This window comes from Deinococcus soli (ex Cha et al. 2016) (assembly GCF_001007995.1).
Taxonomy (GTDB): Bacteria; Deinococcota; Deinococci; order Deinococcales; family Deinococcaceae; genus Deinococcus; species Deinococcus soli.
On record NZ_CP011389.1, the window covers coordinates 1,524,322 to 1,547,312 of the forward strand.

24 protein-coding genes are annotated in these 22,991 nt (G+C 70.0%); 10 read left to right on the forward strand and 14 right to left on the reverse strand.

Going from position 1 to position 22,991, the window contains the following annotated elements; genetic code table 11:
- Positions 1-72 precede the first annotated feature (72 nt).
- Complete coding sequence (locus tag SY84_RS07565) at positions 73-462, forward strand: helix-turn-helix domain-containing protein (RefSeq protein WP_046843512.1); 390 nt, start codon at positions 73-75, stop codon at positions 460-462.
- A gap of 63 nt (positions 463-525) precedes the next feature.
- Here the strand turns inward: SY84_RS07565 and SY84_RS07570 are convergent, their stop codons facing one another.
- Entirely contained in the window at positions 526-1,308 is a 783-nt protein-coding gene (locus tag SY84_RS07570; protein ID WP_046843513.1) for an APH(3') family aminoglycoside O-phosphotransferase, read from the reverse strand.
- A 90-nt stretch (positions 1,309-1,398) separates the two neighbouring features.
- On the opposite strand from SY84_RS07570, the gene SY84_RS07575 reads away from it, so the two are divergent.
- The 4 genes from SY84_RS07575 (at position 1,399) to SY84_RS07590 (ending at position 4,249) form a co-directional block, all read left to right on the forward strand.
- A complete protein-coding gene (locus SY84_RS07575) occupies positions 1,399-2,091 on the forward strand; it encodes a YqhA family protein (protein WP_229755864.1) in 693 nt (230 codons plus the stop codon).
- A 60-nt stretch (positions 2,092-2,151) separates the two neighbouring features.
- Entirely contained in the window at positions 2,152-3,054 is a 903-nt protein-coding gene (locus tag SY84_RS07580; protein WP_046843514.1) for a hypothetical protein, read from the forward strand.
- Positions 3,051-3,422: a hypothetical protein gene (locus tag SY84_RS07585; RefSeq protein ID WP_046843515.1), complete on the forward strand. Its 372-nt coding sequence runs from the start codon at positions 3,051-3,053 to the stop codon at positions 3,420-3,422. The genes SY84_RS07580 and SY84_RS07585 overlap by 4 nt, the downstream gene beginning before the upstream one ends.
- An 86-nt stretch (positions 3,423-3,508) precedes the next feature.
- Positions 3,509-4,249: a CDP-alcohol phosphatidyltransferase family protein gene (locus tag SY84_RS07590; protein WP_245621427.1), complete on the forward strand. Its 741-nt coding sequence runs from the start codon at positions 3,509-3,511 to the stop codon at positions 4,247-4,249.
- On the opposite strand, the gene SY84_RS07595 is transcribed toward SY84_RS07590, so the two are convergent.
- A complete protein-coding gene (locus SY84_RS07595) occupies positions 4,228-4,902 on the reverse strand; it encodes a DUF2270 domain-containing protein (RefSeq protein WP_046845033.1) in 675 nt (224 codons plus the stop codon). The two genes, SY84_RS07590 and SY84_RS07595, sit on opposite strands and share 22 nt — an antisense overlap.
- Before the next feature lie 238 nt (positions 4,903-5,140).
- On the opposite strand from SY84_RS07595, the gene SY84_RS07600 reads away from it, so the two are divergent.
- Complete coding sequence (locus SY84_RS07600) at positions 5,141-6,469, forward strand: S8 family peptidase (RefSeq protein WP_046843516.1); 1,329 nt, start codon at positions 5,141-5,143, stop codon at positions 6,467-6,469.
- Between the two features lie 51 nt (positions 6,470-6,520).
- On the opposite strand, the gene SY84_RS07605 is transcribed toward SY84_RS07600, so the two are convergent.
- From SY84_RS07605 to SY84_RS07630, 6 genes are all read right to left on the reverse strand, one after another.
- Complete coding sequence (locus tag SY84_RS07605; RefSeq protein WP_046843517.1) at positions 6,521-7,165, reverse strand: MBL fold metallo-hydrolase; 645 nt, start codon at positions 7,163-7,165, stop codon at positions 6,521-6,523.
- A gap of 187 nt (positions 7,166-7,352) precedes the next feature.
- Positions 7,353-8,288 carry a DNA polymerase III gene (locus SY84_RS07610; RefSeq protein ID WP_046843518.1) on the reverse strand — a complete coding sequence of 312 codons (936 nt, stop codon included), beginning with the start codon at positions 8,286-8,288 and terminating at the stop codon, positions 7,353-7,355.
- Between the two features lie 8 nt (positions 8,289-8,296).
- Complete coding sequence (locus SY84_RS07615) at positions 8,297-9,058, reverse strand: metallophosphoesterase family protein (protein WP_046843519.1); 762 nt, start codon at positions 9,056-9,058, stop codon at positions 8,297-8,299.
- 54 nt (positions 9,059-9,112) lie between these two features.
- Positions 9,113-10,159, reverse strand: coding sequence for a S66 family peptidase (locus SY84_RS07620; RefSeq protein WP_046843520.1), 1,047 nt, complete (start codon positions 10,157-10,159; stop codon positions 9,113-9,115).
- Entirely contained in the window at positions 10,153-10,653 is a 501-nt protein-coding gene (locus SY84_RS07625; RefSeq protein ID WP_328512063.1) for a GNAT family N-acetyltransferase, read from the reverse strand. Before SY84_RS07625 ends, SY84_RS07620 begins: the two co-directional genes overlap by 7 nt.
- A 5-nt stretch (positions 10,654-10,658) precedes the next feature.
- The gene (locus SY84_RS07630; RefSeq protein WP_046843522.1) at positions 10,659-11,597 is read right to left on the reverse strand and encodes a carbon-nitrogen hydrolase family protein; all 939 of its coding nucleotides are present in this window, start codon (positions 11,595-11,597) and stop codon (positions 10,659-10,661) included.
- A gap of 107 nt (positions 11,598-11,704) precedes the next feature.
- Here SY84_RS07630 and SY84_RS07635 point away from each other — a divergent pair, with 107 nt between their 5' ends.
- Genes SY84_RS07635 through SY84_RS07645 form a run of 3 tightly spaced genes read left to right on the forward strand, consistent with a single transcriptional unit; the run spans position 11,705 to position 14,036 of the window.
- Positions 11,705-12,262 (forward strand): 5-formyltetrahydrofolate cyclo-ligase, encoded by a 558-nt coding sequence (locus SY84_RS07635; RefSeq protein WP_046843523.1) that lies wholly within the window; start codon positions 11,705-11,707, stop codon positions 12,260-12,262.
- A gap of 49 nt (positions 12,263-12,311) precedes the next feature.
- Positions 12,312-12,932, forward strand: a complete 621-nt coding sequence (locus tag SY84_RS07640) for a DinB family protein (RefSeq protein WP_245621428.1) — start codon at positions 12,312-12,314, stop codon at positions 12,930-12,932.
- A gap of 27 nt (positions 12,933-12,959) precedes the next feature.
- Positions 12,960-14,036, forward strand: a complete 1,077-nt coding sequence (locus tag SY84_RS07645) for a PilT/PilU family type 4a pilus ATPase (RefSeq protein WP_046843524.1) — start codon at positions 12,960-12,962, stop codon at positions 14,034-14,036.
- A gap of 58 nt (positions 14,037-14,094) precedes the next feature.
- Here SY84_RS07645 and SY84_RS07650 read toward each other — a convergent pair whose 3' ends face one another.
- The 4 genes from SY84_RS07650 to SY84_RS07665 form a co-directional block, all read right to left on the reverse strand.
- Entirely contained in the window at positions 14,095-14,445 is a 351-nt protein-coding gene (locus SY84_RS07650) for an endonuclease domain-containing protein (RefSeq protein WP_046843525.1), read from the reverse strand.
- Between the two features lie 137 nt (positions 14,446-14,582).
- Positions 14,583-18,575, reverse strand: coding sequence for a DNA polymerase III subunit alpha (dnaE, locus tag SY84_RS07655; RefSeq protein WP_046843526.1), 3,993 nt, complete (start codon positions 18,573-18,575; stop codon positions 14,583-14,585).
- 24 nt (positions 18,576-18,599) lie between these two features.
- The gene (locus SY84_RS07660) at positions 18,600-19,490 is read right to left on the reverse strand and encodes a hypothetical protein (protein WP_046843527.1); all 891 of its coding nucleotides are present in this window, start codon (positions 19,488-19,490) and stop codon (positions 18,600-18,602) included.
- Positions 19,483-20,142, reverse strand: a complete 660-nt coding sequence (locus tag SY84_RS07665) for a hypothetical protein (protein ID WP_157882925.1) — start codon at positions 20,140-20,142, stop codon at positions 19,483-19,485. Before SY84_RS07665 ends, SY84_RS07660 begins: the two co-directional genes overlap by 8 nt.
- Before the next feature lie 109 nt (positions 20,143-20,251).
- On the opposite strand from SY84_RS07665, the gene SY84_RS07670 reads away from it, so the two are divergent.
- Positions 20,252-20,833, forward strand: coding sequence for a PAS domain S-box protein (locus SY84_RS07670; RefSeq protein ID WP_046843529.1), 582 nt, complete (start codon positions 20,252-20,254; stop codon positions 20,831-20,833).
- A 2-nt stretch (positions 20,834-20,835) separates the two neighbouring features.
- Here the strand turns inward: SY84_RS07670 and panB are convergent, their stop codons facing one another.
- The gene (gene panB / locus SY84_RS07675) at positions 20,836-21,657 is read right to left on the reverse strand and encodes a 3-methyl-2-oxobutanoate hydroxymethyltransferase (protein WP_046843530.1); all 822 of its coding nucleotides are present in this window, start codon (positions 21,655-21,657) and stop codon (positions 20,836-20,838) included.
- 46 nt (positions 21,658-21,703) lie between these two features.
- Entirely contained in the window at positions 21,704-22,960 is a 1,257-nt protein-coding gene (locus tag SY84_RS07680) for an MFS transporter (RefSeq protein ID WP_046843531.1), read from the reverse strand.
- Positions 22,961-22,991: the final 31 nt, after the last annotated feature.

The following is a 22,991-nucleotide window of genomic DNA, read 5'->3' on the forward strand; positions in this document are numbered from 1 at the left end:
CCATCTTGCGCTATCTATTGACATTAGGCATTAGATAGCGCAAGATAGCCTCACCTGAGAGGAGGTGCCGGAATGAACGCAGCGACGACCCCCACCGACGAGGTCCTGACCCTGGAGGAACTGGCCGCCTACCTGAAGGTGAGCGAAACCACCGCCTACACCCTGGTGCGGGGCGGTGAGATCCCGGGCCGCAAGGTCGGCCGGGAGTGGCGTTTCCTGAAAGCCCGCGTGACCCACTGGCTGATGCAGGCCGGTACGGAGGAAGACATGGAGAAGACTGGATTCGTACAGCGCGATGACCTGGGCGGGGAATTCAAGCAGGAAGGCGGCCAGGAGTACGTGGCCCTGTGGCTCCCCATCACCCGCGAGGAGAAGGCCGCCCAGATCGAGAAGGCCACCCGCGACGGCGTGAACGTCAGCGAACTCATCGCCGACTACCTCCGCAGCTGGGTCAAGGCGTAAGGGGGGGTAGGCAGTGGGGGGTGGGCTGTGGGAAAGAATCAGATCCCACAGCCCATACCCCACTCAAAACAGTTCGTCGTGCAGGCGGTAGTACGCGAGTTTCGTGTCGTCCACCAGGGCGCGGCCGTACAGGTCGAGGAACATCCCGGCGTAGCGTTCTCCCAGTTCACCGCGCACACTGCGGTGGGCAAGGGCGAGGTCGGCGTGCCGGTCGGCGATCCCGAGTCGGCCCACGTCAATCAGGCCCTCGACGTATTCGCCGTTCAGGATGATGTTGTCCAGCGTGGCGTCGCCGTGCGCGACCACGAGGTCGTCCTGGGTGGGGCGGGTGCGGGCCAGTTCGTTGAAGACGCTGGTGGCGCTGCGTCCGGCGCGGTCGTCGTCGAAGTCGCTGCCGTCGATCAGTCCGGCCTGCACGCGCTCGCGGGCCAGGGGCAGGGTCACGTCCAGCGTCTGCCGGAACGGGCAGTCCCGGATGGGCAGGGCGTGCAGTTCGCGCAGCGCGCGGGCCAGCAGATTCACGACCCGTTCGGGGTGCAGCCGGGCGTCCGGGTGGCTCATGGGGATGCCGGTCAGGCGGGTCATGGCCAGGACCTCCTGGTCACCTTCGGCCTCGAAGGCCACGACCTGCGGGGCGGGGATGCGGCCCTGGAGCCAGCGCAGCCGCTCGCGTTCCTGTTGCAGCGTGCTCGTGGCGTGCGGGATGCGGGGCTGCATCTTCAGCACGTAGCGGGTGGATCGCCAGACCTGCGCGCCGCTCTGGCCGCCGCTCACGCGTTCCCAGCGGGCGGCGGGCAGCACGCGTTTCAGGGCGTCGGGCAGGGTCGGGCGTTCGGGCGCACTCACATCCCGCAGTCTGGCAGCGGCCCTGACCTTCAGGCAAGCGTGAAGGTCCTCCCCCACCGCTCGTCCACGCCGCCCGGGATGATGGAGGGCGTGACCCGCCCTTCCTCTGCCCCGCGCCCCCCGAACCCCGAACCGTCCAAGCGGGAGTGGTTCAGCGAGATCATCGGCCGCACGCGCTTCGTGGTGCTGATCGCGGTGATTGCCGTGCTGCTCGTGTCGTTCAGCCTGTTCCTGCAAGGAACGCTGCTGGCGCTGCACACCATCTACGATTCCTGGCGGGACACGTTCACGCAGGGCATTGCCAGTCAGGAGGGCAACATCGCCGTGGAATTCCTGGAGATCGTGAGCACCATGCTCAAGGCGGTGGTGTTCTACCTGATCGGGGTGGGCCTGTACTCGCTGTTCATCACGCCGCTGAACCTGACGTCCGCGCTGGGCGTCGAGAGCCTCGCGGACCTGGAGCAGAAGGTCGTGTCGGTGATCATCGTGATCCTGGGCGTGACGTTCCTGGAGCACTTCGTGCGCTGGGACAAACCGCTGGACACCCTGTACTTCGCGGGTGCGCTGGCGCTGGCGGGGGGCGCGCTGGTGTTCTTCCAGCGGGTGCACCGGGGCAGCGGCGGGGACCTGGGGCAACCGCAGTCGAAGGTGCGCGCACGCCAGGAACTGTTCGAGAACCACACCGAGCAGCGGCACATCGACGATCACGACGTGGAGGTTGCGGAGCAGGCCACCCAGGCGAAGCAGGAAGGCAAGGTGGACGCCGAGGAGGGCAGCGGCTGAGATGCTGGGCACGGACCACCCTGGACACCTGGCCCCCCGCGCGCGGGTACACTGTTCAGAATGAGGGTTGGTCTGCTTGAAACTCACGCCGCGCGCCTCCCGGGCTACTGGGCGGCGTTCCTGAAGGAACTGGGCTCCGAGCCCGTTCTGCCCGCCCTGGACGACACGCAGGCCCTGGCACTGGGCCGCGAGAGCCTGCCGAATGAACCGCTGGGCGTGCAGCTCGTGCTGGGCCGGATCCTGTCGATGGGCCGCGTGGACGCCGTACTGATCGCGCAGTGGCCCGCCGTGAGCGGCGACGCCTGGAGCGAGGCGTTGCCCGACCTGCTCGCGCGGCGTATCAGCGGTCTGCCCACCCTGATCGGCGTGCCCGACAGTCCCGAGGGCCTGGAGGGCGCGGCGACCGAGCTGGGTCTGCGCATATCGCAGAACGCTGGGCGGGTACGGCTGGCGCTGGAGAAGGTGCGGCCCCTGGCGCAGGATCCACGCGCCGCGCAGCCGCCCCTGACCCGCGCGAGCCGCGCGACGGTCGCCGTGATCGGCCCGCGCGCCCTGCTGAGCGAGCCGCTGGTGGCCGCTCCGCTGCGCGCGGCACTGGACGACCTGGGCCTGTACGGCGTGTTCAGCCATGAGCTGCCGGTCGCGGACGTCCTGAAGCGCGCCGAGCGTCTGGAGCAGCCGCGCGCGACCGCCGGGGACCGTGAACTGTTCGGCGCGGTGTCGCTGCTGGGCGGCAAGGGCGCCGTGAAGGGCTTCCTGTTTGTGAGCGGCGCGCGGGACGGCTCGACCGCCACCGCCACGGCCCGTCTCGCGGAGCGGCAGCACAAGCCCACGCTGCTGCTGAGCGTGGACGGCCAGACGGACTTCCCGGAACTCGCGGCGTTCCGCGACCTCGTGACGTCCGGCGGCGCAGCCCGCCCCGCCCCCAGCGGACCGGACAGCGCGGAGGGTGAGCGCGCGTGAACCTCTGGCGCTGGCTGACCACCCCGGACCCCGCGCCGGGCTTCACGGCAGGCAAGATGCTCAAGTTGACGGTACGGGTCATGCTGTTCGCGCTGGTCGCCACGCTCCTGAGCGGACTGCTGCAGCTGACGCCGCTGAAGGACACCCTGAACACGTGGTGGGGCAGCCTGCTGTTCGTGCTGCTGCTGTACATTCCCGCCGCGCGCTTCCTGACCATGGACACCTTCGCGCCCCGCCGCCCGGTCGCCACGCCGGGCACGGGAGCGAAGGGCGCAGCGGCGAAGGGCAGCAGCGCGCAGCGCCGCAAGGAACGCAACCGCTACGCCGGGGTCCGCAAAGGCGCGCCCAAGTACGGGGGCCGCCGATAGACGCCGGGCTCGCCCACACGCGCAAGGCCCGTCCGGCGCGCGAGTGGGCGGGCGAACGTCTGTTCCGCCCGGCGGCGCAGCTGCTCGTGCCGCCCCTGGCGCGGCTGAACGTCAACCCGCAGCACGTGGTGCTGCTGCACACCGCCCTGGGCCTGATCGCCGCGCTGCTCATCCGGCGCGGCGAACGCGTCCGGCCCGCACTGCTCCTGCAGGTCAAGACACTGCTGGACGGTCTGGACGGGCAGCTGGCCCGCGCGACCGGGCAGACGACCGAGACCGGCCGGTACCTGGACACCGAGGGGGACCTGCTGGTGAACCTCGCGCTGAACGTGGCGATCCTGGGCCGTGCGGGCGTGCCGGTCACGCTGCTGCAGAGCCTGATCCTGACCGTGGATTTCCTGTGGGAGCGGGAGTACCGCGCCGCGCGCGGTGAGGTCTTCCGCGAGGGCGCCGCGCAGGCCGGGGATCACCCGGTCGTGCTGGGAGCCCTTCAGGCGGTGTACAACGCGTATTTTGTGCCGCAGGAACGGGCGCTGGACCGCGCCTTTCAGCGTCGGCTGCGCCGCGTGACCGGCACGGCTGTGCCCTCCCTGACGCAGCGGCAGGCGTACACGCCGCTGGCCGTGAACACCCTGAGCGCCAACCTCGGTCTTTCCACGCAGTTTCTCCTTCTGGGCGCGTGCGTGCTCTCGGGCCGCCCGCGGTGGTACGCGCGCAGCCTGGGCGTGCAGGCGCTGGCGCTGGTGGGCGCGCAGATGTGGCGGGAAGCGCAGGCGCGGACCGTCGGGGGAGCGCCTGGGCCGGATCAGCCTTCCTCCAGCGGGTAGGTGCGCGCCGCGCGGGCTGCCAGGGCGATCAGGTGCAGGTAGAACCCGCCCACGATCGTGAACACCAGCCAGCCGGGAAAATTCCCGATGTCCGCCAGGGCGAACGCGGCCGGGAACTCCAGCACCCAGCCCTTGGGCTGCGCGAGGTCCAGTTTCGCGAACCACGCCGCGAGGACCGCCGCGTAGATCCACAGGTAGTTGCGGTTCAGCCGCCAGCCCAGCGCGTCGGCGCGGCTCATGGGACTGCGCGGCTTGCTCAGTTCCGCCAGCAGCAGCTGGTGCCAGCCGGGGTCCACCCGGTCACCCAGCATGGCCGGGTAGAAGAAACGCTCCATGATCCGCACGCGGTGGTGCGCGATCTCGAAGGTGCGGAACCGCCGGGCTTCCAGGCGCAGGAAGAAGTAGTTCATGAACATCGCGAACAGGAAAGTCGCGTGGCTGTTGTTCACGTCGCCCAGCGCGAAGGACGCCAGACCCGCCGTGGTCACGACCGACCAGTTGGTGGTCATGTCCAGCCGCTGCCGGTAGGCGGTCATCTTGCCGACCTCGGCGCGGTACAGGTGAATCAGGGCGTTGGCGGTGTTCGTGCTGTAACTCACGTCGGTCAGGCCCGCAGCCGCCTGCGCGCCCGGTCCCAGCCCTGTTCCTGGCATCACGTCCCGCATTGTGGCATGGCGCGTGGATCAGGAGGCTTCTCCTCACTTGTCGGCAGAGCCGCTGCCGGACGCGCCTGACTCGTCCTGCCACCTCGGCGCTACCCCCAGATGGCGGGACAGGCAATGGAATTCGTTTCACAAATGACCGATTGCAGAGCAGCCTATGGTTTGCAGACCGTTCCATACGTTCCACTCACCGTGACGGGCCCCGCGCCCCATCACGCCGGAGGCTGCAATGAACCGTACCCGTCTGTTTGGCCTGCTCACCCTCTCCGTCCTCCTGGCTGCCTGCGGACAGACCCCGGCCCAGCTCACCCCCGACGCCCCCCAGGCCAGTGCGCCGACCTTCGTGGACGGCGAACTCCTGGTGCAACTGAAAGGCGGGGTCAGCAGCCAGGCGCTGACCAGCCTGAGCGCGCTGGGCGTGCAGAACGTCGAGACGCTCGCCACCGTGAACGGCGCCGCACTGCTGCGCGCCCGCATCACCGACGGTCAGGGCGTGACGGCCAAGGCCCAGCAGCTCCAGGCCAGCGGCCTCGTGCGCTTCGCGGAACCCAACTGGACGTACCAGACCCAGGCGCTGCCCAGCGACATTTCCTACACGAACGGCACGCTGTGGGGCATGAAGGGCAACTTCGGCTCGGGCGCCGAGACCGCCTGGGCCGCCGGGAAGACCGGCAGTAAGAGCGTATACGTGGGCATCATCGACGAGGGCTACCAGTTCGACCACCCGGACCTCAGGGGCAACGCGTGGCTGAACCCCTTCGACCCGGCCGACGGGCGCGACAACGACGGCAACGGCTACGTGGACGACTCGCGCGGCTGGGACTTCGCGAACAACGACAGCACCGTCTATGACGGCGGCACGCGCGGCAGCCTCGACGCGCACGGCACGCACGTCGCCGGGACGATCGGCGGCACCGCGAACGACGGCGGCGTGGTCGGCGTGAACCACAACGTCACGTTCATCAGCGGCAAATTCCTGGGCCGCCGCGGCGGGAACACCGCCGACGCGATCAAGGCCGTGGACTACTTCACGGACCTCAAGACCCGCCACGGGCTGAACATCGTCGCCACGAACAACAGCTGGGGCGGCGGCGGCTACAGCCAGGCCATGTACGAGGCGATCGTCCGCGCCGCGAAGGCGAACATCCTGTTCGTCGCCGCCGCCGGGAACAGCGGCACGAACAACGACACGACCGCCAGCTACCCCAGCAACTACGACACGACGGCCGGCGCCGGGTACGACGCCGTGATCGCCGTGGCCGCCATCGACAAGGCCGGCGCGCTGGCATCCTTCAGCCAGTACGGCAAGACCACCGTGGACATCGGCGCGCCCGGCGTGGCGATCACCAGCAGCGTGCCGTACAACACCTACAGCAGCTACAACGGCACCAGCATGGCCACCCCGCACGTGACGGGCGGCGTCGCCCTGTACGCCAGCATCAACCCAGGCGCGAGTGCCGCGCAGATCCGTTCCGCGATCCTGGGCAGCGCCACGCCCACCACCAGCCTCAGCGGCAAGACCGTTACCGGCGGCCGCCTGAACGTCAGCGGCTTCTAACCTCTTCCCTCTCCGGTGCCGCCCCCCAGTGAACGGGGGGCGGCGCTGCTGTCATTGCAGGAAGGGATTCGTCTGGATTTCCGTGGCGACCGTCGTGCGCGGTCCGTGCCCCGGGTACACCGCCGTGTCGCCCGGCAGGGTCAGCAGCTGCCCGCGGATGCCCGCCAGGAGCTGCGGGTGGTTCCCGCCCGGCAGGTCGGTGCGGCCGATTCCACCGCGGAACAGCGTGTCCCCCGCCACCACGAGACCCGGCGCGCTGAACACCACGTGCCCCGGTGCGTGCCCCGGCAGGAACCGGGCGGTGAGGGTCAGGTCGCCCGCCGTGAACGTCTGCCCCTCGCTGATCTCATGGTCGGGATCGGCCGGCTGGATGAACGGGAGGTTCCAGCGCGCGGCACTCTGCGCGCCCGCCCGGTACAGCGGCAGGTCCGCCGGGTGCAGCCACACCGGCACCTGCAGCGCTTCCCGCAGCGGCTGCACGGCGCCGATGTGATCGAAGTGCGCGTGCGTGAGCAGGATGCCCCTCACCGTCACCCCCGAGCCGCGCACCAGCGTCAGCAGGCGCTCGGCGTCGTCGCCCGGGTCGATCAGGAAGCCCTCATTCTGGGTCCCGGCGATCAGGATGGCGTTCTCCTGGACGGGACCGGTCGGCACCGACCAGAGGCGCAGCGCGCCATGCGTGAAAGGAGCACTCATGCCCGGCAGTCTACGCCGGGGCGTCCTGCGCTGGTCCCTTCAGGTGTCGGGTCATACCGACTCCGGTTGCGTGGTTTGCAAAAACCATTTGATCCGGGTGGACGCGAGTCGGAGCAGCGCGGGTTCCGGGCGTAGCGTTGGCCCCCGGTGGTCTTCCGGGTTGCTGACGGAACAGACGAAATCCGCTTCAGGCGTGCCCGAAGGCGCCTCGCAGCGCCAGCGCGAACACCTGGAAGCTCAGACTGGGGCTGGCGTACGCCTCCAGGGCCTCCTGGAGCGCCGTCAGGGCCGTGTCGGCGCGCGCGCGGACGTGCGGCGGCTGATCCCGCCACGTGAAGCGCAGCGTCTCGGGATGCCAGGCCGGATCGAAGCGTTTCTCCAGCGCCTCGGCGGCCTCCAGGGCGCCCAGCAGGCTCTCGCCGAGCGCGTTCGTGAGTTCACGGGCGTCCTGCAGGGCGGAGCGTACCGATTCCGGGTCGTGCAGGACCCCGGTGCGTCCCGCGGCGAACGCCACGAGTTCCGCGTCGGGTTCCTGCCCGGCGCGCAGCAGGGCGCGTTCCAGCGCCGGGTCGCTGACCGGCGTGACGGTCAGGCGGGCGCTGCGGCTGACGATGGTGGGCAGCACCGCGCGCAGGTCCTCGGCGAGGAACACGAACAGTGCGCCGTGCGGGGGTTCCTCCACGAGTTTCAGCAGGGCGTTCGCGGCCTCGGGGCCGAGGTACTCGGCGCCCTGCACGATCACCACGCGCCGATAGAAGGTGGGCCGCACCTCCAGGAATTCGAACACGTGCGTCTCGTACTCGCGGGCCTTGTCCCGGGCGGACAGGACCGCGCCGATGGGAATCAGTTTGCGCCGCGCGGCCTTGCCGGTGCTCGTCGTGGCGCGCGGCTCGACGAGCAGCAGGTCCGGGTGGGCGCCGGCCGCCAGGGCCCGGCACGACGGGCACGTGCCGCAGGCCTCGCCGTACATGCCCCTCTGCCCGGCGCAGTTGTGCTGCGCGGCCACGGCGCGCGCCACGTCCAGCTTGCCGACGCGGGCCGGGCCGGTCAGGAGCAGGGCGTTGCCCCGGAAGGCTCCGGTCTGCTCCAGCAGCGGGCCGTGCAGGTCGGCGGCGGTCGTCATGGAAGCGCCTACTTCCCGATGGCGAGCCGGGCGGCGAGCACCTGCGGCAGACCCGCCTCCAGCGCCGCCTCCTGCGCCCGCTCGATGTCGTACGCCACGCGGAACACCTCGAAGTAGCCGCGCACCGAGTCGTAGATGGCGTAACTGGCCTTCGGGTTCCCGTCGCGCGGCTGCCCGACGCTGCCGGGGTTCAGGATCACGCGGGTGCTGGGCGCCACCATGTAACTCCCGCCGTCCGGGAAGGCCTGCACCTTCACCCAGTCGCCCACCGGGGAGTTCAGCGTGGCGTACGCTGCCGGGACGTGCGTGTGTCCCACGAAGCCCAGGCGGCCCTGCCACTGCGTGAAGGCCTCGCGGGCGGCCGGGACGGAATCGGTGTAGTGGTCGAGGCTCACCGGCGTGCCGTGCCGGTACCGCGCGCCGACGTCCGGGTCATCAATGCCGTCGCGCCACAGCCGCACCCACGCGACGTCCCGTTCGGACAGGCGTGACAGCTGCCACGTGAGGGCCATGCTCACGATCGAGTCCTTGGCCTCTTTGCGACCTGCCGCGTACTGGAGGAGCATCTCGTCGTGGTTGCCCAGCACGCAGATCGCGTCGAGTTCGCGCAGGACGTCCAGCACCTCGCGCGGGTGCGGGCCGTAGCCCAGCGCGTCGCCAAGGTGGATGACCTGATCGAAGCGGCGTTTTTCGGCGTCGTTCAGAACCGCTTGCAGCGCGGTGTGGTTCGCGTGGATATCAGACAGCAGCAGCAGCCGCACACCGCGCATGATAGCGCGCCACGCGCCTGGGACGGATGTGTGCGCCCCTGCCGACCGGACCGGTCACGGCTGCACGGTCACGCGGCCGCCCAGCCGGTCCAGGCGCACGAACGCGCCCAGCGGCAGCGTGAGCTGCGGACTGGTGTGCCCGAAATCCACGTTCGCCACGACCGGCAGGTCCGGACGGCCCGCCTCGCGCAGCACGCGGCGCACCCAGGTGTACAGGTCCGCGACCATCTCGGGCGTGTAGCGGCGCGGGCGGGCCAGCAGCAGTCCCGCCAGCCCACCCAGGATGCCCTGCGCGGCAAAATTGCGCAGCCAGTACCCCACCTGCCGGGGCGGGGGGACGTCCTCGCTGGTCTCCAGCGCCAGCACCGCGCCGCGCCACAGGTGGGGCTCCGGCCAGCCGGGCGTGCCGCTGAACATGTCCAGCACCTCGATGCAGCCGCCCAGCAGATGCCCCTGCGCGGGCGCCTCGCCCTGCAGCCACACCCAGCCGTCACCGGCATCGAAAGTCCGGGGGACCTCCTGCGCGGCCTCGTCGGCCCAGTCCGGGCTGGCCTGCGTCCAGCCGGGCGCGGGCGCCAGATCGAAGGGCGCGGGCGGATCGATCAGCGCGCGGCGCACCCCCTGCACCACGTAGGGGTGCATCCCACCGTTCTCCGCGAGGTCGGTCAGCAGCGCCGGACCGTGATATGCCATGACCCCGGCCCGCACGAACTGCGTGAGGGTCACGGTGGTGTCGCTGAAACCCAGCAGCGCCTTCGGGTGCGCGCGGATCAGGTCCGGGCGCAGGAACGGCAGCAGCCGCACGCTGTCGTCCCCGCCGATGATGCTCACCATCCCGCCGATGTCCGGCGCCTCCAGCGCCCAGTGCAGGTCGTCCGCACGGGCCTGCGGGTTCGCCGCCAGGAACGCCGGGCCACGCAACGCGTTCGGGGCGGCCACGATCTCCCACCCGAACTCCTGCGCGACCTGCCGCACCCCGGCCCGGTAGCGGGTCATGACCTCGGTCACGAAGCCGCTGGAGAGGCTCAGGGCCGCCACCCGCGACCCCGGAACCAGCCGCGGCGGGCGCACGAAGCTGGGCGCTGGAGGCGCCGTCAGCATTCCAGCACCAGCCAGTGCTCGGCGTGCACGCGGCCGTCCCGGCGCACCGCGTCCGGCTGGATGCCCCACACGCGGAAGCCGCAGCGTTCGTACAGACGCCGCGCGGCGTCCTGCGTGTCCATGACGGCGAGGTGCAGGGACGTCACGCCCACCCACGAGCGCGCCAGCGCCACCCCGGCCCGCACGAGCGCCGCGCCGAGGCCCTGCCCGCGCGCCCCCGGGGCGACGGACACGCCGTACACGTTCACGCGGTGCGCCAGCGGCGGGGCCGTTTCGCGCACCAGGGTCAGGAGGCCCAGCAGCTGACCGTCCACGAACGCCCCCAGCGTGACGCCCGCCGCGTCCGGCGCGAGGCGGGCCGCCAGCGCCTCCTCACCCAGCGCCGCGAACTCGTGTGCGGTCGTCAGGAACGCCGCCGGGTCGGCCTGCAATGCCGCCAGCCGCGCGGCGCGGTAGGCCGGGGCGTCCGGCGGGGTCAGGCGACGGACCGTCACGGCACTCAAACGCGCTCCGGCACGCCGCCCAGGCTCACGACCTGCGCCGGTGTGGGACGCGACGCGCCCACCACGCGGTCGCGCCAGTTCAGGACGTGCCCGTCCACCCTCACGGCGCGGGTCAGGCGCAGGTCCAGGTCCGTCACCAGCCAGCCCGGCTCGTTCCAGCCCAGCTGCGCCACGATGCCGTCCTCGGGCAGGCCGTTGTCCGACGGGGCGTACACGCCCGCCGCGCCGTGCGCGTCCTCGACGGCGTACGTCCAGGGGGCGTCCGCGATCAGCGGGGCGTGCAGCGCGTACAGCTGGTTTTCCAGCGCGCGGGCCATGCTGCCCACCCGCACCCGCGTGAACCCCGCGCGGCTCCCGGTGAAGGACGGCACGACCAGCAACTCCGCGCCCGCCTCCGCCAGTTCGCGCGCCAGGGTGGGGAACTCGCTGTCGTAGCAGATGGCGATCCCGAAGCGCAGCGTCCCGCCCGGCAGGGGCAGGTCGAACACCGCCGCGCCCTCGCCCGGCGCGATGTGCCACTCCTCGGCCTCGAAACGGGTCATCAGCAGCTTGTCCTGATGCGCCTGCGTGCCGTCCGGACCGAACACGAACGCCCGGTTCACGAAGCCGTGATCCTGCGCCACGGGGTAGCTCCCGGCGACGATGCTCACGCCATACTCGCGGGCCAGCTGGGCATGCAGCGCCACGAAGTCCGGCACGAACGCCTGCAGCGCCGGGCGCATGCCGACCACGTCATGATGCAGGTCCTGCGGGAGCAGGCTGATCAGTTCCAGCGGCGCGTACTCCGGGAACACCAGCAGCTCCGCGCCCTGCCCCGCCGCGTCCGCCACCCAGCGCGAGAGTTTCGCCTCATACGCCGCCCAGTCCGCCAGGAAGTCCACCGGGTACGCCGCTGCCGCCACCCGCACCACCTCTGCCCGCACGCCATCCGTCATGCGCCCGAGTGTAGCCCCACCCCCCGCCGCGCGCCGCCGCCAGATGACCTATCCGGGACGCGGGGGGCAGGAGGCGGGAAACAGTCGCATTTTGCTAGCGTGCAGGTATGAGCACTGCCGGAGCCGTGCGCGAACAGGTGTGGGACGACCTGATGGGCAAGCAGGCCTGCGCCTACCCCCTGCCGCCGCACGGGCACTGCCCGAACTTCACGCACGCGAAGAAGGCCGCCGCGCAGCTGCTGGCCCACCCCGACCTCACGGCGCGGCACACCCTGATCATCGGGCCCGAACGCGCGCTGCTCCCCCTGCGGCAGCAGGCGCTGAAGACCGGAAAGACCCTCTACGTCCCGCACCAGAAGAAAGGCGGCTGGTACTGGCGCGTCACCGACCCGCGCGGCGCGCGCCTGAGCGCCCTGCCAACGTACGGCGAGCCCACCCTGACCCCCGAGGGCGCGCAGGCGGCCGTCCTCGCATGCGTCGCCGTGGACACGCGCGGCGCGCGGCTCGGGAAGGGCTTCGGGTGGGGCGCGCGCGGCCTGCCCCTGAACCTGCCCGAGTACACCCTGGCACACCCGCTGATGCTCCGGGAGGCCCTCCCCTGCCCCGCCGACTCGTACGTGCAGCTGATCGGCCTGCCCGACCGGGTCCTGACCTGCCCCCCCTGACCCCCCCGGCGGACGGAACCCCACCCCCCTGAAGCGCGTACCATGCGGCATGAGCCAGCGAAGAACCAGCCCCGCCGTGCCCGCCCTGATCACGGTCGCCACCGTCGGCGTGGCCGCCGGCGCCGCGTACCTCGCCCGCACCCGCCAGCGCGACCTCAAGGGCGCCGTCGTCAGCCGCGTCTTAGAGCGCCCCGCCGGCCGCAGCTCCTACCAGGAACTCGCCCACAGCCTCGAAACCAGCGGCACCCACCTCACCGGCCGCGCCGCGCGGGCCGCCGACACGCACGCCAACCGCGAAACACTGGCGCACATCATCGGCATCGAACGCTGGGGCCAGCACCGCCTCGGCGCCGCGCTCGGCCGGCACCCCGACCTCACCGCGCCATACCACACCCACCGGCCTCCCCAGGACACCGCCCTGCCCCAGTTGCAGGCCATGATCACCAGCACCCGCGCCGCCAGCGTCGACCTCGCCCGGCAACTCCACACCCGCCCCCCCAACGACGACCAGACCATCCCCCACAACAGCCTCGGGGACCTCACCGCCAAGGCGTGGCTGCGCTACCTGACCCACCACGCCGACCTCGAAAGCCGCAAGCTGCGCGGCCCCACCCCCCAGAAGGGGGACATGAACCCCACCGAAACGCAGCCCAGCGCAACGAAACTGTAAGACGCCTGCCCCTACCCTGAGGGCACCATGAGTGTCCTGAACAGCGTACTGACCGCCATTGTCAAAGAAGGAGCCAGCGACATCCACCTGCGCACCGGCAGCGCCCCCGCTGGCCGCATCAACGGCGAGATCAGACGCTTCGGGGACACCCGACTCGGCCACGAACACGTCGAAGCGTTCACCCGCGAAATGATGAACGGCCCCATGTGGGACGACTTCGTCAAACGCCGCGAAGCCGACTTCGCCTACGGCATCCCCGGCCTCGCCCGCTTCCGCGTCAACGCCTACTGGCAGCGCGGCAGCATCGGCCTGATCATGCGCGTCATCGAGGACAAACCCATCCCCACCTTCCAGCAGCTCGGCCTCCCGGTCGAGACCTTCGAACAACTCGCGCAGCACGAACGCGGCCTGATCCTCGTCACCGGCCCCACCGGCAGCGGCAAGACCACCACCCTCGCCAGCCTCCTCGACCACATCAACGCCACCCAGCCCGTCAACATCGTCACCCTCGAAGACCCCATTGAAGTGCTGCACAAAGACCGCATGGCCATGATCAGCCAGCGCGAACTGGGCCTCGACACCATGAGCTTCGCCAACGGCCTGCGCGCCAGCATGCGCCAGGACCCCGACGTCATCCTCATCGGCGAGATGCGCGACAAGGAAACCGTCGAAGCCGCCCTGTCCGCCGCCCAGACCGGCCACCTCGTCTTCAGCACCCTGCACACCCAGGACGCCATCCGCAGCGTCAACCGCATCATCGACTTCTTCGCCCCCCACGAACGCGACCAGATCCGCCAGGGCCTCTCGGAGAGCATCGTCGGCATCGTCAGCCAGCGCCTCCTGCCCAAAGTCGGCGGCGGCCGCGTCCTCGGCCTCGAAATCATGCTCGGCACCCCCACCGTCCGCGAATGCATCAAAGACCCCGAACGCATGGAAGAAATCAAACAGGCCCTCCAGGAAGGCGGCGCTCGCGGCATGCACACCTTCGACCAGCACCTCGCCCACCTCGTTCAGGAAGGGCTCATGCACGAAGACGACGCCCTGCAGAGCGCCACCAGCCCCCACGAACTCAAGATCATGATGATGCGCGCCAAATACGCCTGAGCCGAAGGCAACCCCTCAGTCAGCTTCGCTGACAGCTCCCCTCAAGGGGAGCCTTTTTTTATTCCCGGAGCGATGACTCAATCAGGGCGGCCACACCGGGCAGGTTCCGCATGACCTCCACGTTCCGCACACGCAGCACCCGGATACCCGCACCCGCCAGCCCCCGCGACCGCTCGGCGTCATACGCCACAGCATCCGGCGAATCATGCGACGCGCCGTCCACCTCCACGCACACCCGCGCGGACGGCGCGTAAAAATCCAGAATGAACCCCAGCAGCGGCACCTGCCGGCGAAACCGCACGGGATGCGACCGCAGCAGATCGAACCACAACCGCCGCTCCGCAGGCGTCATGGCCCCCCGCAACTCACGCGCACGCGGCACCAGACGCCTCGAATGCAGGTCACGCATGACCCGCAGCGTAACCCCTCCGCCCCCTCCGGGGGCACCTCCCCTCAAGGGGAGGCAGCAAAAGGCTCCCCTTTGAGGGGAGCTGTCAGCGAAGCTGACTGAGGGGTTCTCCGCACAGGGGAGGGGTCCGCCCGCGCTTAAGCCCGCATGCCGCCGTTCTGTTTGTTCATCCAGGCGGGGGGTTTGGGGGCGAAGCGGCCGAGGATGGTCTGCTGGTCGTAGGCGAGGTACGCGTCGGCCCAGGGGAAGGTGTGGTTGAGGACGCGGATGGCCTCGCTGCTGCCCATGCCGTGGTCGAGTTGGTACAGGACGAACTGTTCGGGGGTCTCGAGGCGGAGGTAGGTGGGCATGCTGCCCGCGTGTTCGTCGAGGAGGCTCTGGAATTCGCCGAGGGCGTCGGGGGTGGCGTGTTCCAGGTCGATGGTGACGTACATGACTTTGGGAACCTCGCCGAGCTGTTCGACGCTGACGACTTCCTCGGCGATGGCTCGCAGGCCGCCGTCTTCCGATTCGAGTTCGACGATGACGAGGGCGGGGGTGTCGTTGATCAGCTTGTCCTGGATGCGGTCGTAGGCGCGGCTGAAGGCGACGAGTTCGGTCTGGCCGGATTCGTCGGCGAGGATGAAGCGGGCCATCATACCGCCTGATTTGGTGGGTTTCTTGACGACGCTCTCGATCATGCCCGCGAGGACGGCCTTGATGCGTTTGCCGGGGGCGACGTTCTGCGTCTGGAACCACGTGTCGAGGTCACTGATGCGGCAGCTGGCGGCTTCGCGCAGACCTTCGTGCTGTTCGAGGGGGTGGCCGGAGATATAGAGGCCCAGGGCTTCCTTCTCGATGCTGAGGCGTTCCAGATCGGTGTAGGGGGTGACGCCGGCCCTGAGCTTGGGTTCGGGGGCGACTTCCTGCGCGCCGAACAGGGCGTCCATGCCGCTGTTGGCGAGTGCGGCGGCGCCCTGCGCCCAGGTCATGGATTCCTCGAGGCTCTCGAGGAGCTGGCGGCGGTCGCCGAACTGGTCGAAGGCCCCGCTCTTGATGAGGCTTTCCATGGCCTTGCGGTTGCAGACCTTGTTGCCCAGGCGGGAGCAGAAGTCCGCGAGGCTCTTGAAGGCGCCGGCGCGTTCGCGTTCCTCGAGAATCTTCAGCACGGCGCCCTCGCCGAGGCCCTTGATAGCGTACAGGCCGAAGAGGATGTCCTGCCCGACGACCGCGAAGTCGGGCGCGGACTTGTTGATGTCGGGGGGGAGGACGTGGACGTCCATCTTGCGGGCGTCGCTGACGTACTCGGCGACCTTGTCGCTGTCCTTGCGTTCGACGGTCAGCAGGGCGGCCATGAACTGCACGGGGTAGTTCGCCTTGAGCCACGCGGTCTGGTACGTGATGACGCCGTACGCGGCGGAGTGGGACTTGTTGAAGCCGTAGTTCGCGAACGCGTCGAGCAGATCGAACAGTTTGTTCCCCTCGTCCTTGGGGACGCCGTTGCCTTCGGCGCCCTCGACGAAGATCTGCCGCTGGCGTTTCATCTCCTCGGCGTCTTTCTTGCCCATCGCGCGGCGCAGCAGGTCGGCCCCGCCTAAGCTGAATCCGGCGACCTCGGAGGCGATCTGCATGATCTGCTCCTGGTACACGGGGATGCCGTAGGTTTCGGCGAGGATCTTCTGGAGGTACTGGGCGCTGTTCGGGAAGCCGTCACGGACGTAGTCCACCTGTTCGATGCCGTGGTGGCGGCGGACGTAGGTGGGGATGTTCTCCATCGGGCCCGGGCGGTACAGCGCCGAGAGGGCGATGATGTCCGCGAGGCGGCGCGGTTTGAGGCGCCGGGAGGCGTCGGCGATCCCGGCCCCTTCGAGCTGGAAGACGCCCTTGGTGTCCCCGCGGCTGAGGAGTTCGTAGGTGCGGGCGTCGTCGAAGGGAATGTCGTCGAAGGTGCCGTACTTCGCCTCGAAGTCGGTGCCGGATTCCTTGAGGATGCGTTTGGCTTCGTCCAGGAAGGACAGGGTGCGCAGGCCCAGGAAGTCCATCTTGATCAGGCCGATGTCCTCGACGGCCTTCATGTCGTACTGGCAGACCATGCCCGCGCCCGACGTGTCGCGCATGACGGGCACGAGGTCGGTCAGCTGCGTCTTGCCGATGACGACCCCGGCGGCGTGGACGCTGGCGTGGCGGGTGAGGCCCTCGAGTTTCTGCGCGAACTCGTACGCCTCTTTCAGCTGGGCGTCCTCGTTCAGCATCTGCTGGATGTCCGGCACGGCCTCGCGCGCCTGTTCGAGGCTGTAGCTCTTGCCGAACTTGATCGGGATGAGCTTGCTGACCTTGTCGACCTTGGCGTACTCCAGGCCCATGACGCGCGCCACGTCCTTCAGGCAGGCCTTGGACGCCATGGTTCCGAAGGTGGCGATCTGCGCGACCTTGTCCTCGCCGTACTTGTCCTGCACGTACTGGATGACTTCCGTGCGGCGCGCGTCGTTGAAGTCGATATCGAAGTCCGGCATGGAGATGCGGTCGGGGTTCAGGAAGCGCTCGAACAGCAGCTCGAATTCCAGGGGGTCGAGGTTCGTGATGCGCATCGCGTACGCCACGAGCGAGCCTGCGCCCGACCCACGCCCCGGCCCCACGCTGATGTCCTGATCCTTGGCCCAGTTGATGTAGTCCGCGACGATCAGGAAGTAGTCGGGGAAGCCCATGTTGTTGATGACCGACAGTTCGTACTCGGCGCGGCGCAGGATCACCAGCGCGTGGCGGTGGTGGGCGCGGGTGGTCTCCTCGCCGTGCTCGCCGTCCAGGGCGATGCTGGTGTCGCTGTCCTTCTGCGCGGCGCGGCGGCAGTCCTCGTGCGCGTAGGCGGGCAGCGGTCCGGAGTCCGCCTCGGCCTCCATGAGTTCCAGCGCGGGGTACTTGGTGTACTTCTCGCCCGCCGCCTTGCCGCGCGCCTCCCACTCGCTGCCCGCGAAGGCCAGCAGGGTGTACAGCGTCTCCAGGTCGCAGCTCTGCGGGTCGCAGCCGCCCGCGCGCTCCAGGACCTTCTGCGCGTCGGCGCCCAGCGCGGTCAGGGTGCGGGCCGCGTAGTCGCGCAGCAGACCTTCCGTGGCGTGTGCCGGGTAGCGTTTCACGGTCCCGCGGTACGTCTGCACGCGCAGTTCCTCGGGCATGGTGCGGCCCTCGGGGATGGGCAGGGCGGGCATCTGGTACACGCGCTTCTTGCCCACCGGCAGGTCCACGTTGCACATCTCGGCGATCATCGCGGTGTTGTCGAAGGGTTCCTCGCCCCACTCGCTGACCGGCAGGGACGCCTGCATCTCCTCGAGGTCCTTCACGTAGAACTCGTCGCAGGGGAACTTGAAGCGGTTCTCGTCCGCCAGGGTCGCCTTCGTCTGGATGGCCAGCAGCGTCTCGTGCGCGGTGGCGTCGCTCTTCTTGACGTAGTGCCCGTCGTTCGTGGCGACCATCCCGATCCCGAGTTCCTGCGCCCAGGCCCGCAGGATGGGATTGTTGCGCTTCTGCTCGGGCAGCCCGTGGTCCTGGATCTCGATGAAGTAGTTCTCGCCGAACAGCTCGCGGTACCACAGCAGGCGTTTTTTGGCGTCGTCCTCGCGGCCCTGCAGGAGCAGCTGCTGCACCTCGCTGCCCAGGCATCCAGAAAAGGCGATGACGCCCTTGTGGTGCTCTTGCAGAAGCTCGTGATCGATGCGCGGCTTGTAGTAGTAGCCTTCCGTGTACCCGCGACTGCTCAGGCGGCAGAGGTTCTGGTAGCCCTCGAAATCACGGGCGAGCAGCGTCAGGTGGAAGATGCCCTTCTCGCCGTCCTGCGCGCGCGTCCGGTCGCGGCGGGTGCCCTCGCCCGGCACGACGTACGCCTCGTACCCGATGATGGGCTTGACGCCCATCCCGGTCGCGTAGTTGTAGAAGTGCACCGCGCCGTGCATGTTCCCGTGGTCCGTCATGGCCAGCGCCGGGGTCTGTCCTTCCGGCGTGACCTCCTTGGCCCACTTGAGCAGGTCCTTGAGTTTCGCCGCGCCGTCCAGCAGTGAGTACTGCGTGTGCTGGTGCAGATGCGCGAACTTCTTCGGGGTGCAGCATGAGCCGTCCGGAACGTGAATATGAGGCTTCGCGGAATCGGCAGACGCGGTCATTGGATCAGGATAGAGCCCCCCCGGTCACGGCGCTGTGACACCGGGACTTGACGCGCCGGGCGTCACGATCAGCACCGAATGGAACGCCTGACCCCGCAGCCAGGAGGCCAGTTCAGGAGCCGGGGACGCGCCCGTTGCCGGGACCGGATCACGCCGGGACACGGCGGTCACGGTGAATGGCTGGACGTCGTCCTCGGCGATGCAGCGCAGCGGCACGGCCCACTGCCCGCCCGTCACGCCGCCCGCCTGCCGGAAGGGCAGGTTCAGCGCCGGGGCCTCCACCGGCTGCCCGGCGTCCGTGAAGGTGCGCCGCTCGTCCTGCACCCACGCGCGCACCATGTCCGCGAAGGACTGCCCCTGCGGGAAGTCCTGCCACGCCACCAGACACAGCGAGTCCGGCTGCACGCTGCCTGCCGGGAAGTCCCGGCAGCTGACCCGCGTGAAGCCCAGCGCAGCGGCCGAGGTCCACTGACCGTTCGTGGTGTACCGCACCACCTGCGTCCCGAGATCCCGCGCCCCCCACGCGAACATGCCCCCGACCAGCGCCACTGGCACGGCGTACAGCAGCGCGGCCCGCCACAGCGGCAGGGGCGGCAGCGCGGGCAGGCTCCGCAGTTCCGGGTGCCGCCAGAGTTGCATGGGCGCGGCAGCCTTCCCCAGGGTGCCGAAGGCCCCCCAGTAGGCGTGCGCGTACGCGCCGAAGGACAGCGCCTGCACCAGGAACCACCAGGGGAACAGCCCCATGACCCGGTCCGCCAGCCGCGACAGCGGACTGCTGACCACCAGCACGACCAGTCCGGTCAGCATTCCCAGCAGGAACACCCCCTGAAGAAGCAGCGTCAGCCGCAGCGGGCCGGAGCGCGGGCGGAACTGCGGGCCGTCCGTCTGGATGTGGGAAGCGGTTCGGTCAGTCATCGGCGCGCTCCAGGCTGGCCTGCGCCAGGGGCAGTGCCGCGTCGGGCAGGGGCGCGGCGCGGCCCACGATCACCGGGCCGTCGTATCGCAGCGTGAACGGCACCTGCCGCAGCCCGGCGCGCAGCGTGACCCGCGCCTCCCCCATCACGCGGTCTCCCTGGCGGGTCAGGGGCAGGGCACCACCCTTGATCCGGCCCCCGGCAGCCGTGACCGCCGACTGCAGGAGTTCGGCCATCAGGGGACCGTCCACGTTCGCCTGCACGCACCGGTTGCCCCGCACCGGACAGGGCACCATGATCAGTTCGAGGTCACGGGCCGACCGATCGAAGGCTGTCTGGGCCGTGAGGTCCACGTCCCGCGTCAGCTCGCGGTCGATCAGCAGCGCGCCGCCCAGGAGCAGCCCCAGGGTGGGCAGCAGGTAGAAGGGCAGCGAGGTCCGCCAGTCCCGGACCGGCACCTCGCCCCGCAGGGGCCACAGGGCGTGCAGCAGCGTCCCGAGGGCCGCGCCCAGCATCAGCGCCACGCTGATCAGGCTGGGCCAGGGGAAGTCCGCTGCGGGGCGCTGCACGTCCCGGAGCAGCGCGGGAAGCTGAAGGGCGCCGGCGGCGCTCATCAGGGCGGCGCTGATCAGCATCTGCCGTCGTGGGTTCATATCCTGGCAGGGTAACGGCCCGGGTGCGCGGGCATGCGCTCAGGTGCGCGGACGTTCAACGTGAACGGACGTAAGAACCCTGCAAGGTTCCGCCGGGCACCCTGTACTCATGAGACCGGGTCAGCTGGAGTTGCGGGTGGCGTACGTGCTGTTCGCTCTGCTGATCCTGGAGTCGTTCCTGGTGGCGCTGCTGGTGCCGCGCCCACAGGCGTTCGTGGTGATCCTGCCGGTTCTGGCGACGCTGGGTGTGGCGGCGTGGCTGGCGCCGCAGCTGGTGCGGCTATTGCGCGGGCACCGCGAGCTGAAAGAAGCCTACGCTCAGGAACTGCACTTTACGCGGCAGCTCATGGAGTCCGTGGAGCACGGCCTGACCGTGGCGGACGAGGACGGGCGGTTCGTGTTCGTGAACCGGGCGTACGCGCGGATGCTGGGCCTGACGCCCGAGCGGGTGCTGGGACGCACGCCGTTCGAGTTCACGGTCCGGGAGGATCACGCGGCGCTGCGTGACGCGCGCGAGCAGCGCCTGGCGGGCACGTCGAGCACGTACCGCACGCGGCTGCGCCGCCCGGACGGGTCGCTGCTGGAGGTCGTGATCACGGGCTCGCCCCGCTGGCACGCGGGGCGGATCGTGGGGAACGTCGCGGCGGTCGTGCCGCTGCGCGAGTTACGGGACGCGGACGACGGGGCGTAGCGTCAGTACAGTTTGTCGAGCACGTCGTCTTTCATGACGAAGGCGTTGTCGCGGGTGGGGAATTCGCGGGCGCGGACGTCGGCGGCGTACGCGGCGATGGCCTCGCGGGCGGCGCGGCCGAGTTCGGCGTAGCGCTTGGCGATCTTCTTCTCCTCGCCCTCGTAGATGCCGAGCAGGTCGTGCGTGACGAGCACCTGCCCGTCGCAGTTCACCCCGGCGCCGATCCCGATGGTGGGGACGGTCAGGCGTTCGCTGATCAGGCGCGCCAGCCGCGCGGGGATGGCTTCCAGCACCACGCTGAACGCCCCGGCACTCTCCAGGGCGAGCGCGCCGTCCAGGGTGGCGCGGGCGCCCGCGTCGTCCTTGCCCTGCACGCGCAGGCCGCCCTGGGCGGTGGCGGTCTGCGGCATCAGGCCCACGTGGCCCATGACGGGAATGCCGTTGCGGGTCAGGGTCTGCACGACCTGCAGGATCTCGGGGCTTGAGCCTTCCATCTTGATGGCGTCCGCGCCGGTCTCCTGGATGACGCGCACGGCGTTGCGCATGGCGTCCTGCACGCCGGTGTGGTACGTGCCGAAGGGCAGGTCCACGACCATGAACGTGTCGGGGGCGCCGCGGCGTACGGCGCGGGCGTGGTGGATCATGTCGCCCAGCGTGACGGGCGCGGTGCTGTCGTAGCCCAGCACGACGTTCCCCAGGCTGTCCCCGACCAGGATCAGGTCCACGCCGGCGGCCTGCGCATGCTTCCCGCCGGGGTAGTCGTACGCGGTCACCATGACCAGCGGCTGCGCGGAGTGCTGCAACTCCGGAATGCTGCGTTTCATGCCCGGAGCGTAGCAGGGCCGGGCGCGTGCGAACTGGCGTTCCGCCTCAGTCCTCGATGTCCGTGAGGTTCATGGCGCGCAGTTCGGGGGCCAGTGCGGCGGTGGCGGCCACGACGATCAGGGTGACGATGCCGCCCAGCCAGACGCTGCGGGCGGTGCCGAGCAGCCGGGCGGCCACGCCGCTCTCGAACGCGCCGAGTTCGTTGCTCGCGCCGATGAACATGCCGCTCACGGCATTCACGCGGCCGCGCATGTGGTCCGGGGTGTTCAGTTGCAGGGTGGCGCTGCGGATGATCATGCTGATCCCGTCGAACACCCCGGCGGCCACCAGGGCCACCACGCTCAGGGCGAGGTTGTGGGACAGGCCGAAGACGATCATGCTGACGCCGAAGCCCGCGACGGCCAGCAGCAGCGTGCGGCCCGCGCCCTGCCCTGGGGGGCGGCGGGTAGCGAGCAGCATGACAGCCAGCGCGCCGACGCTGGGCGCCGCGACGAGCAGGCCCAGCCCGGTGGGGCCGACGCGCAGGATGTCGCTGGCGAACACGGGCAGCAGCGCGATGGCCCCGCCGAACAGCACGCTGAACAGGTCCAGGGCCATGCTGCCGACCAGCACCTGCCGCTGCAGGACGAACGCGAGGCCCACCTTGATGCTCTGCCCCAACGGCTCGCCGGGCGTGAAGGCGGGGCGGCCCTTGCTCTTCACGTACAGCACGCAGCCCAGCGAGATCAGGAACAGCCCCAGCGCGAAGGCGTAGGCCGCCTGCGGGCCGCGCCACGCGTACAGCGCGCCGCCCAGCGCCGGGCCGATGATCGCGGCGGCCTGCCACGCACTGGACCGCCAGGCGCTGGCGCGCAGCAGCAGGTCGCGCGGCACGACCTGCGCCTGGAAGGCCGGGAGGGCCGGGTCGGAGAACCCGCGCGCGACGCCCAGCGCGAAGATCAGCGCCAGCAGCGGCCAGATGCCCCCGGTCTGCGCGTGCGGGGCGTACAGCGCGAACAGCGCCGCGCACAGTACCTCCGCGCCGATGGTCAGGAGCAGGATGCGGCGGCGATCCGTCCGGTCAGCCACGACGCCGCCCAGCAGCGCGAGGCTCAGGGCGGGAATGGCCTCCACGAGCCCCAGCAGGCCCAGCGTGAGGGGGTCCTTCGTGATCTGGTACATCTGGTACGCGACGGTCAGGGCGACAGCGCGTGAGGCGAGGGTGCTGGTGACGGCGGCGACGAGCATGGCCCGGAATTCCGGGTAGGCCAGCACGTCCCGCCCGGCTGGGGGGGTGAGGTCAGACGGGGTGGGGACGGTCACCGCGTGAGTGTAGGCGCCGCCCTGCACCCCC

Coding starts and splice junctions, on each gene's coding strand:
- SY84_RS07565 (WP_046843512.1), top strand. CDS start 73: ATGAACGCAGCGACGACCCCCACCGACGAGGTCCTGACCCTGGAGGAA.
- SY84_RS07580 (WP_046843514.1), top strand. CDS start 2,152: ATGAGGGTTGGTCTGCTTGAAACTCACGCCGCGCGCCTCCCGGGCTAC.
- SY84_RS07595 (WP_046845033.1), bottom strand. CDS start 4,902: ATGCCAGGAACAGGGCTGGGACCGGGCGCGCAGGCGGCTGCGGGCCTG.
- SY84_RS07600 (WP_046843516.1), top strand. CDS start 5,141: ATGAACCGTACCCGTCTGTTTGGCCTGCTCACCCTCTCCGTCCTCCTG.
- SY84_RS07605 (WP_046843517.1), bottom strand. CDS start 7,165: ATGAGTGCTCCTTTCACGCATGGCGCGCTGCGCCTCTGGTCGGTGCCG.
- SY84_RS07610 (WP_046843518.1), bottom strand. CDS start 8,288: ATGACGACCGCCGCCGACCTGCACGGCCCGCTGCTGGAGCAGACCGGA.
- SY84_RS07615 (WP_046843519.1), bottom strand. CDS start 9,058: ATGCGCGGTGTGCGGCTGCTGCTGCTGTCTGATATCCACGCGAACCAC.
- SY84_RS07620 (WP_046843520.1), bottom strand. CDS start 10,159: ATGCTGACGGCGCCTCCAGCGCCCAGCTTCGTGCGCCCGCCGCGGCTG.
- SY84_RS07630 (WP_046843522.1), bottom strand. CDS start 11,597: ATGACGGATGGCGTGCGGGCAGAGGTGGTGCGGGTGGCGGCAGCGGCG.
- SY84_RS07635 (WP_046843523.1), top strand. CDS start 11,705: ATGAGCACTGCCGGAGCCGTGCGCGAACAGGTGTGGGACGACCTGATG.
- SY84_RS07640 (WP_245621428.1), top strand. CDS start 12,312: ATGAGCCAGCGAAGAACCAGCCCCGCCGTGCCCGCCCTGATCACGGTC.
- SY84_RS07645 (WP_046843524.1), top strand. CDS start 12,960: ATGAGTGTCCTGAACAGCGTACTGACCGCCATTGTCAAAGAAGGAGCC.
- SY84_RS07650 (WP_046843525.1), bottom strand. CDS start 14,445: ATGCGTGACCTGCATTCGAGGCGTCTGGTGCCGCGTGCGCGTGAGTTG.
- dnaE (WP_046843526.1), bottom strand. CDS start 18,575: ATGACCGCGTCTGCCGATTCCGCGAAGCCTCATATTCACGTTCCGGAC.
- SY84_RS07660 (WP_046843527.1), bottom strand. CDS start 19,490: ATGACTGACCGAACCGCTTCCCACATCCAGACGGACGGCCCGCAGTTC.
- SY84_RS07665 (WP_157882925.1), bottom strand. CDS start 20,142: ATGAACCCACGACGGCAGATGCTGATCAGCGCCGCCCTGATGAGCGCC.
- SY84_RS07670 (WP_046843529.1), top strand. CDS start 20,252: ATGAGACCGGGTCAGCTGGAGTTGCGGGTGGCGTACGTGCTGTTCGCT.
- panB (WP_046843530.1), bottom strand. CDS start 21,657: ATGAAACGCAGCATTCCGGAGTTGCAGCACTCCGCGCAGCCGCTGGTC.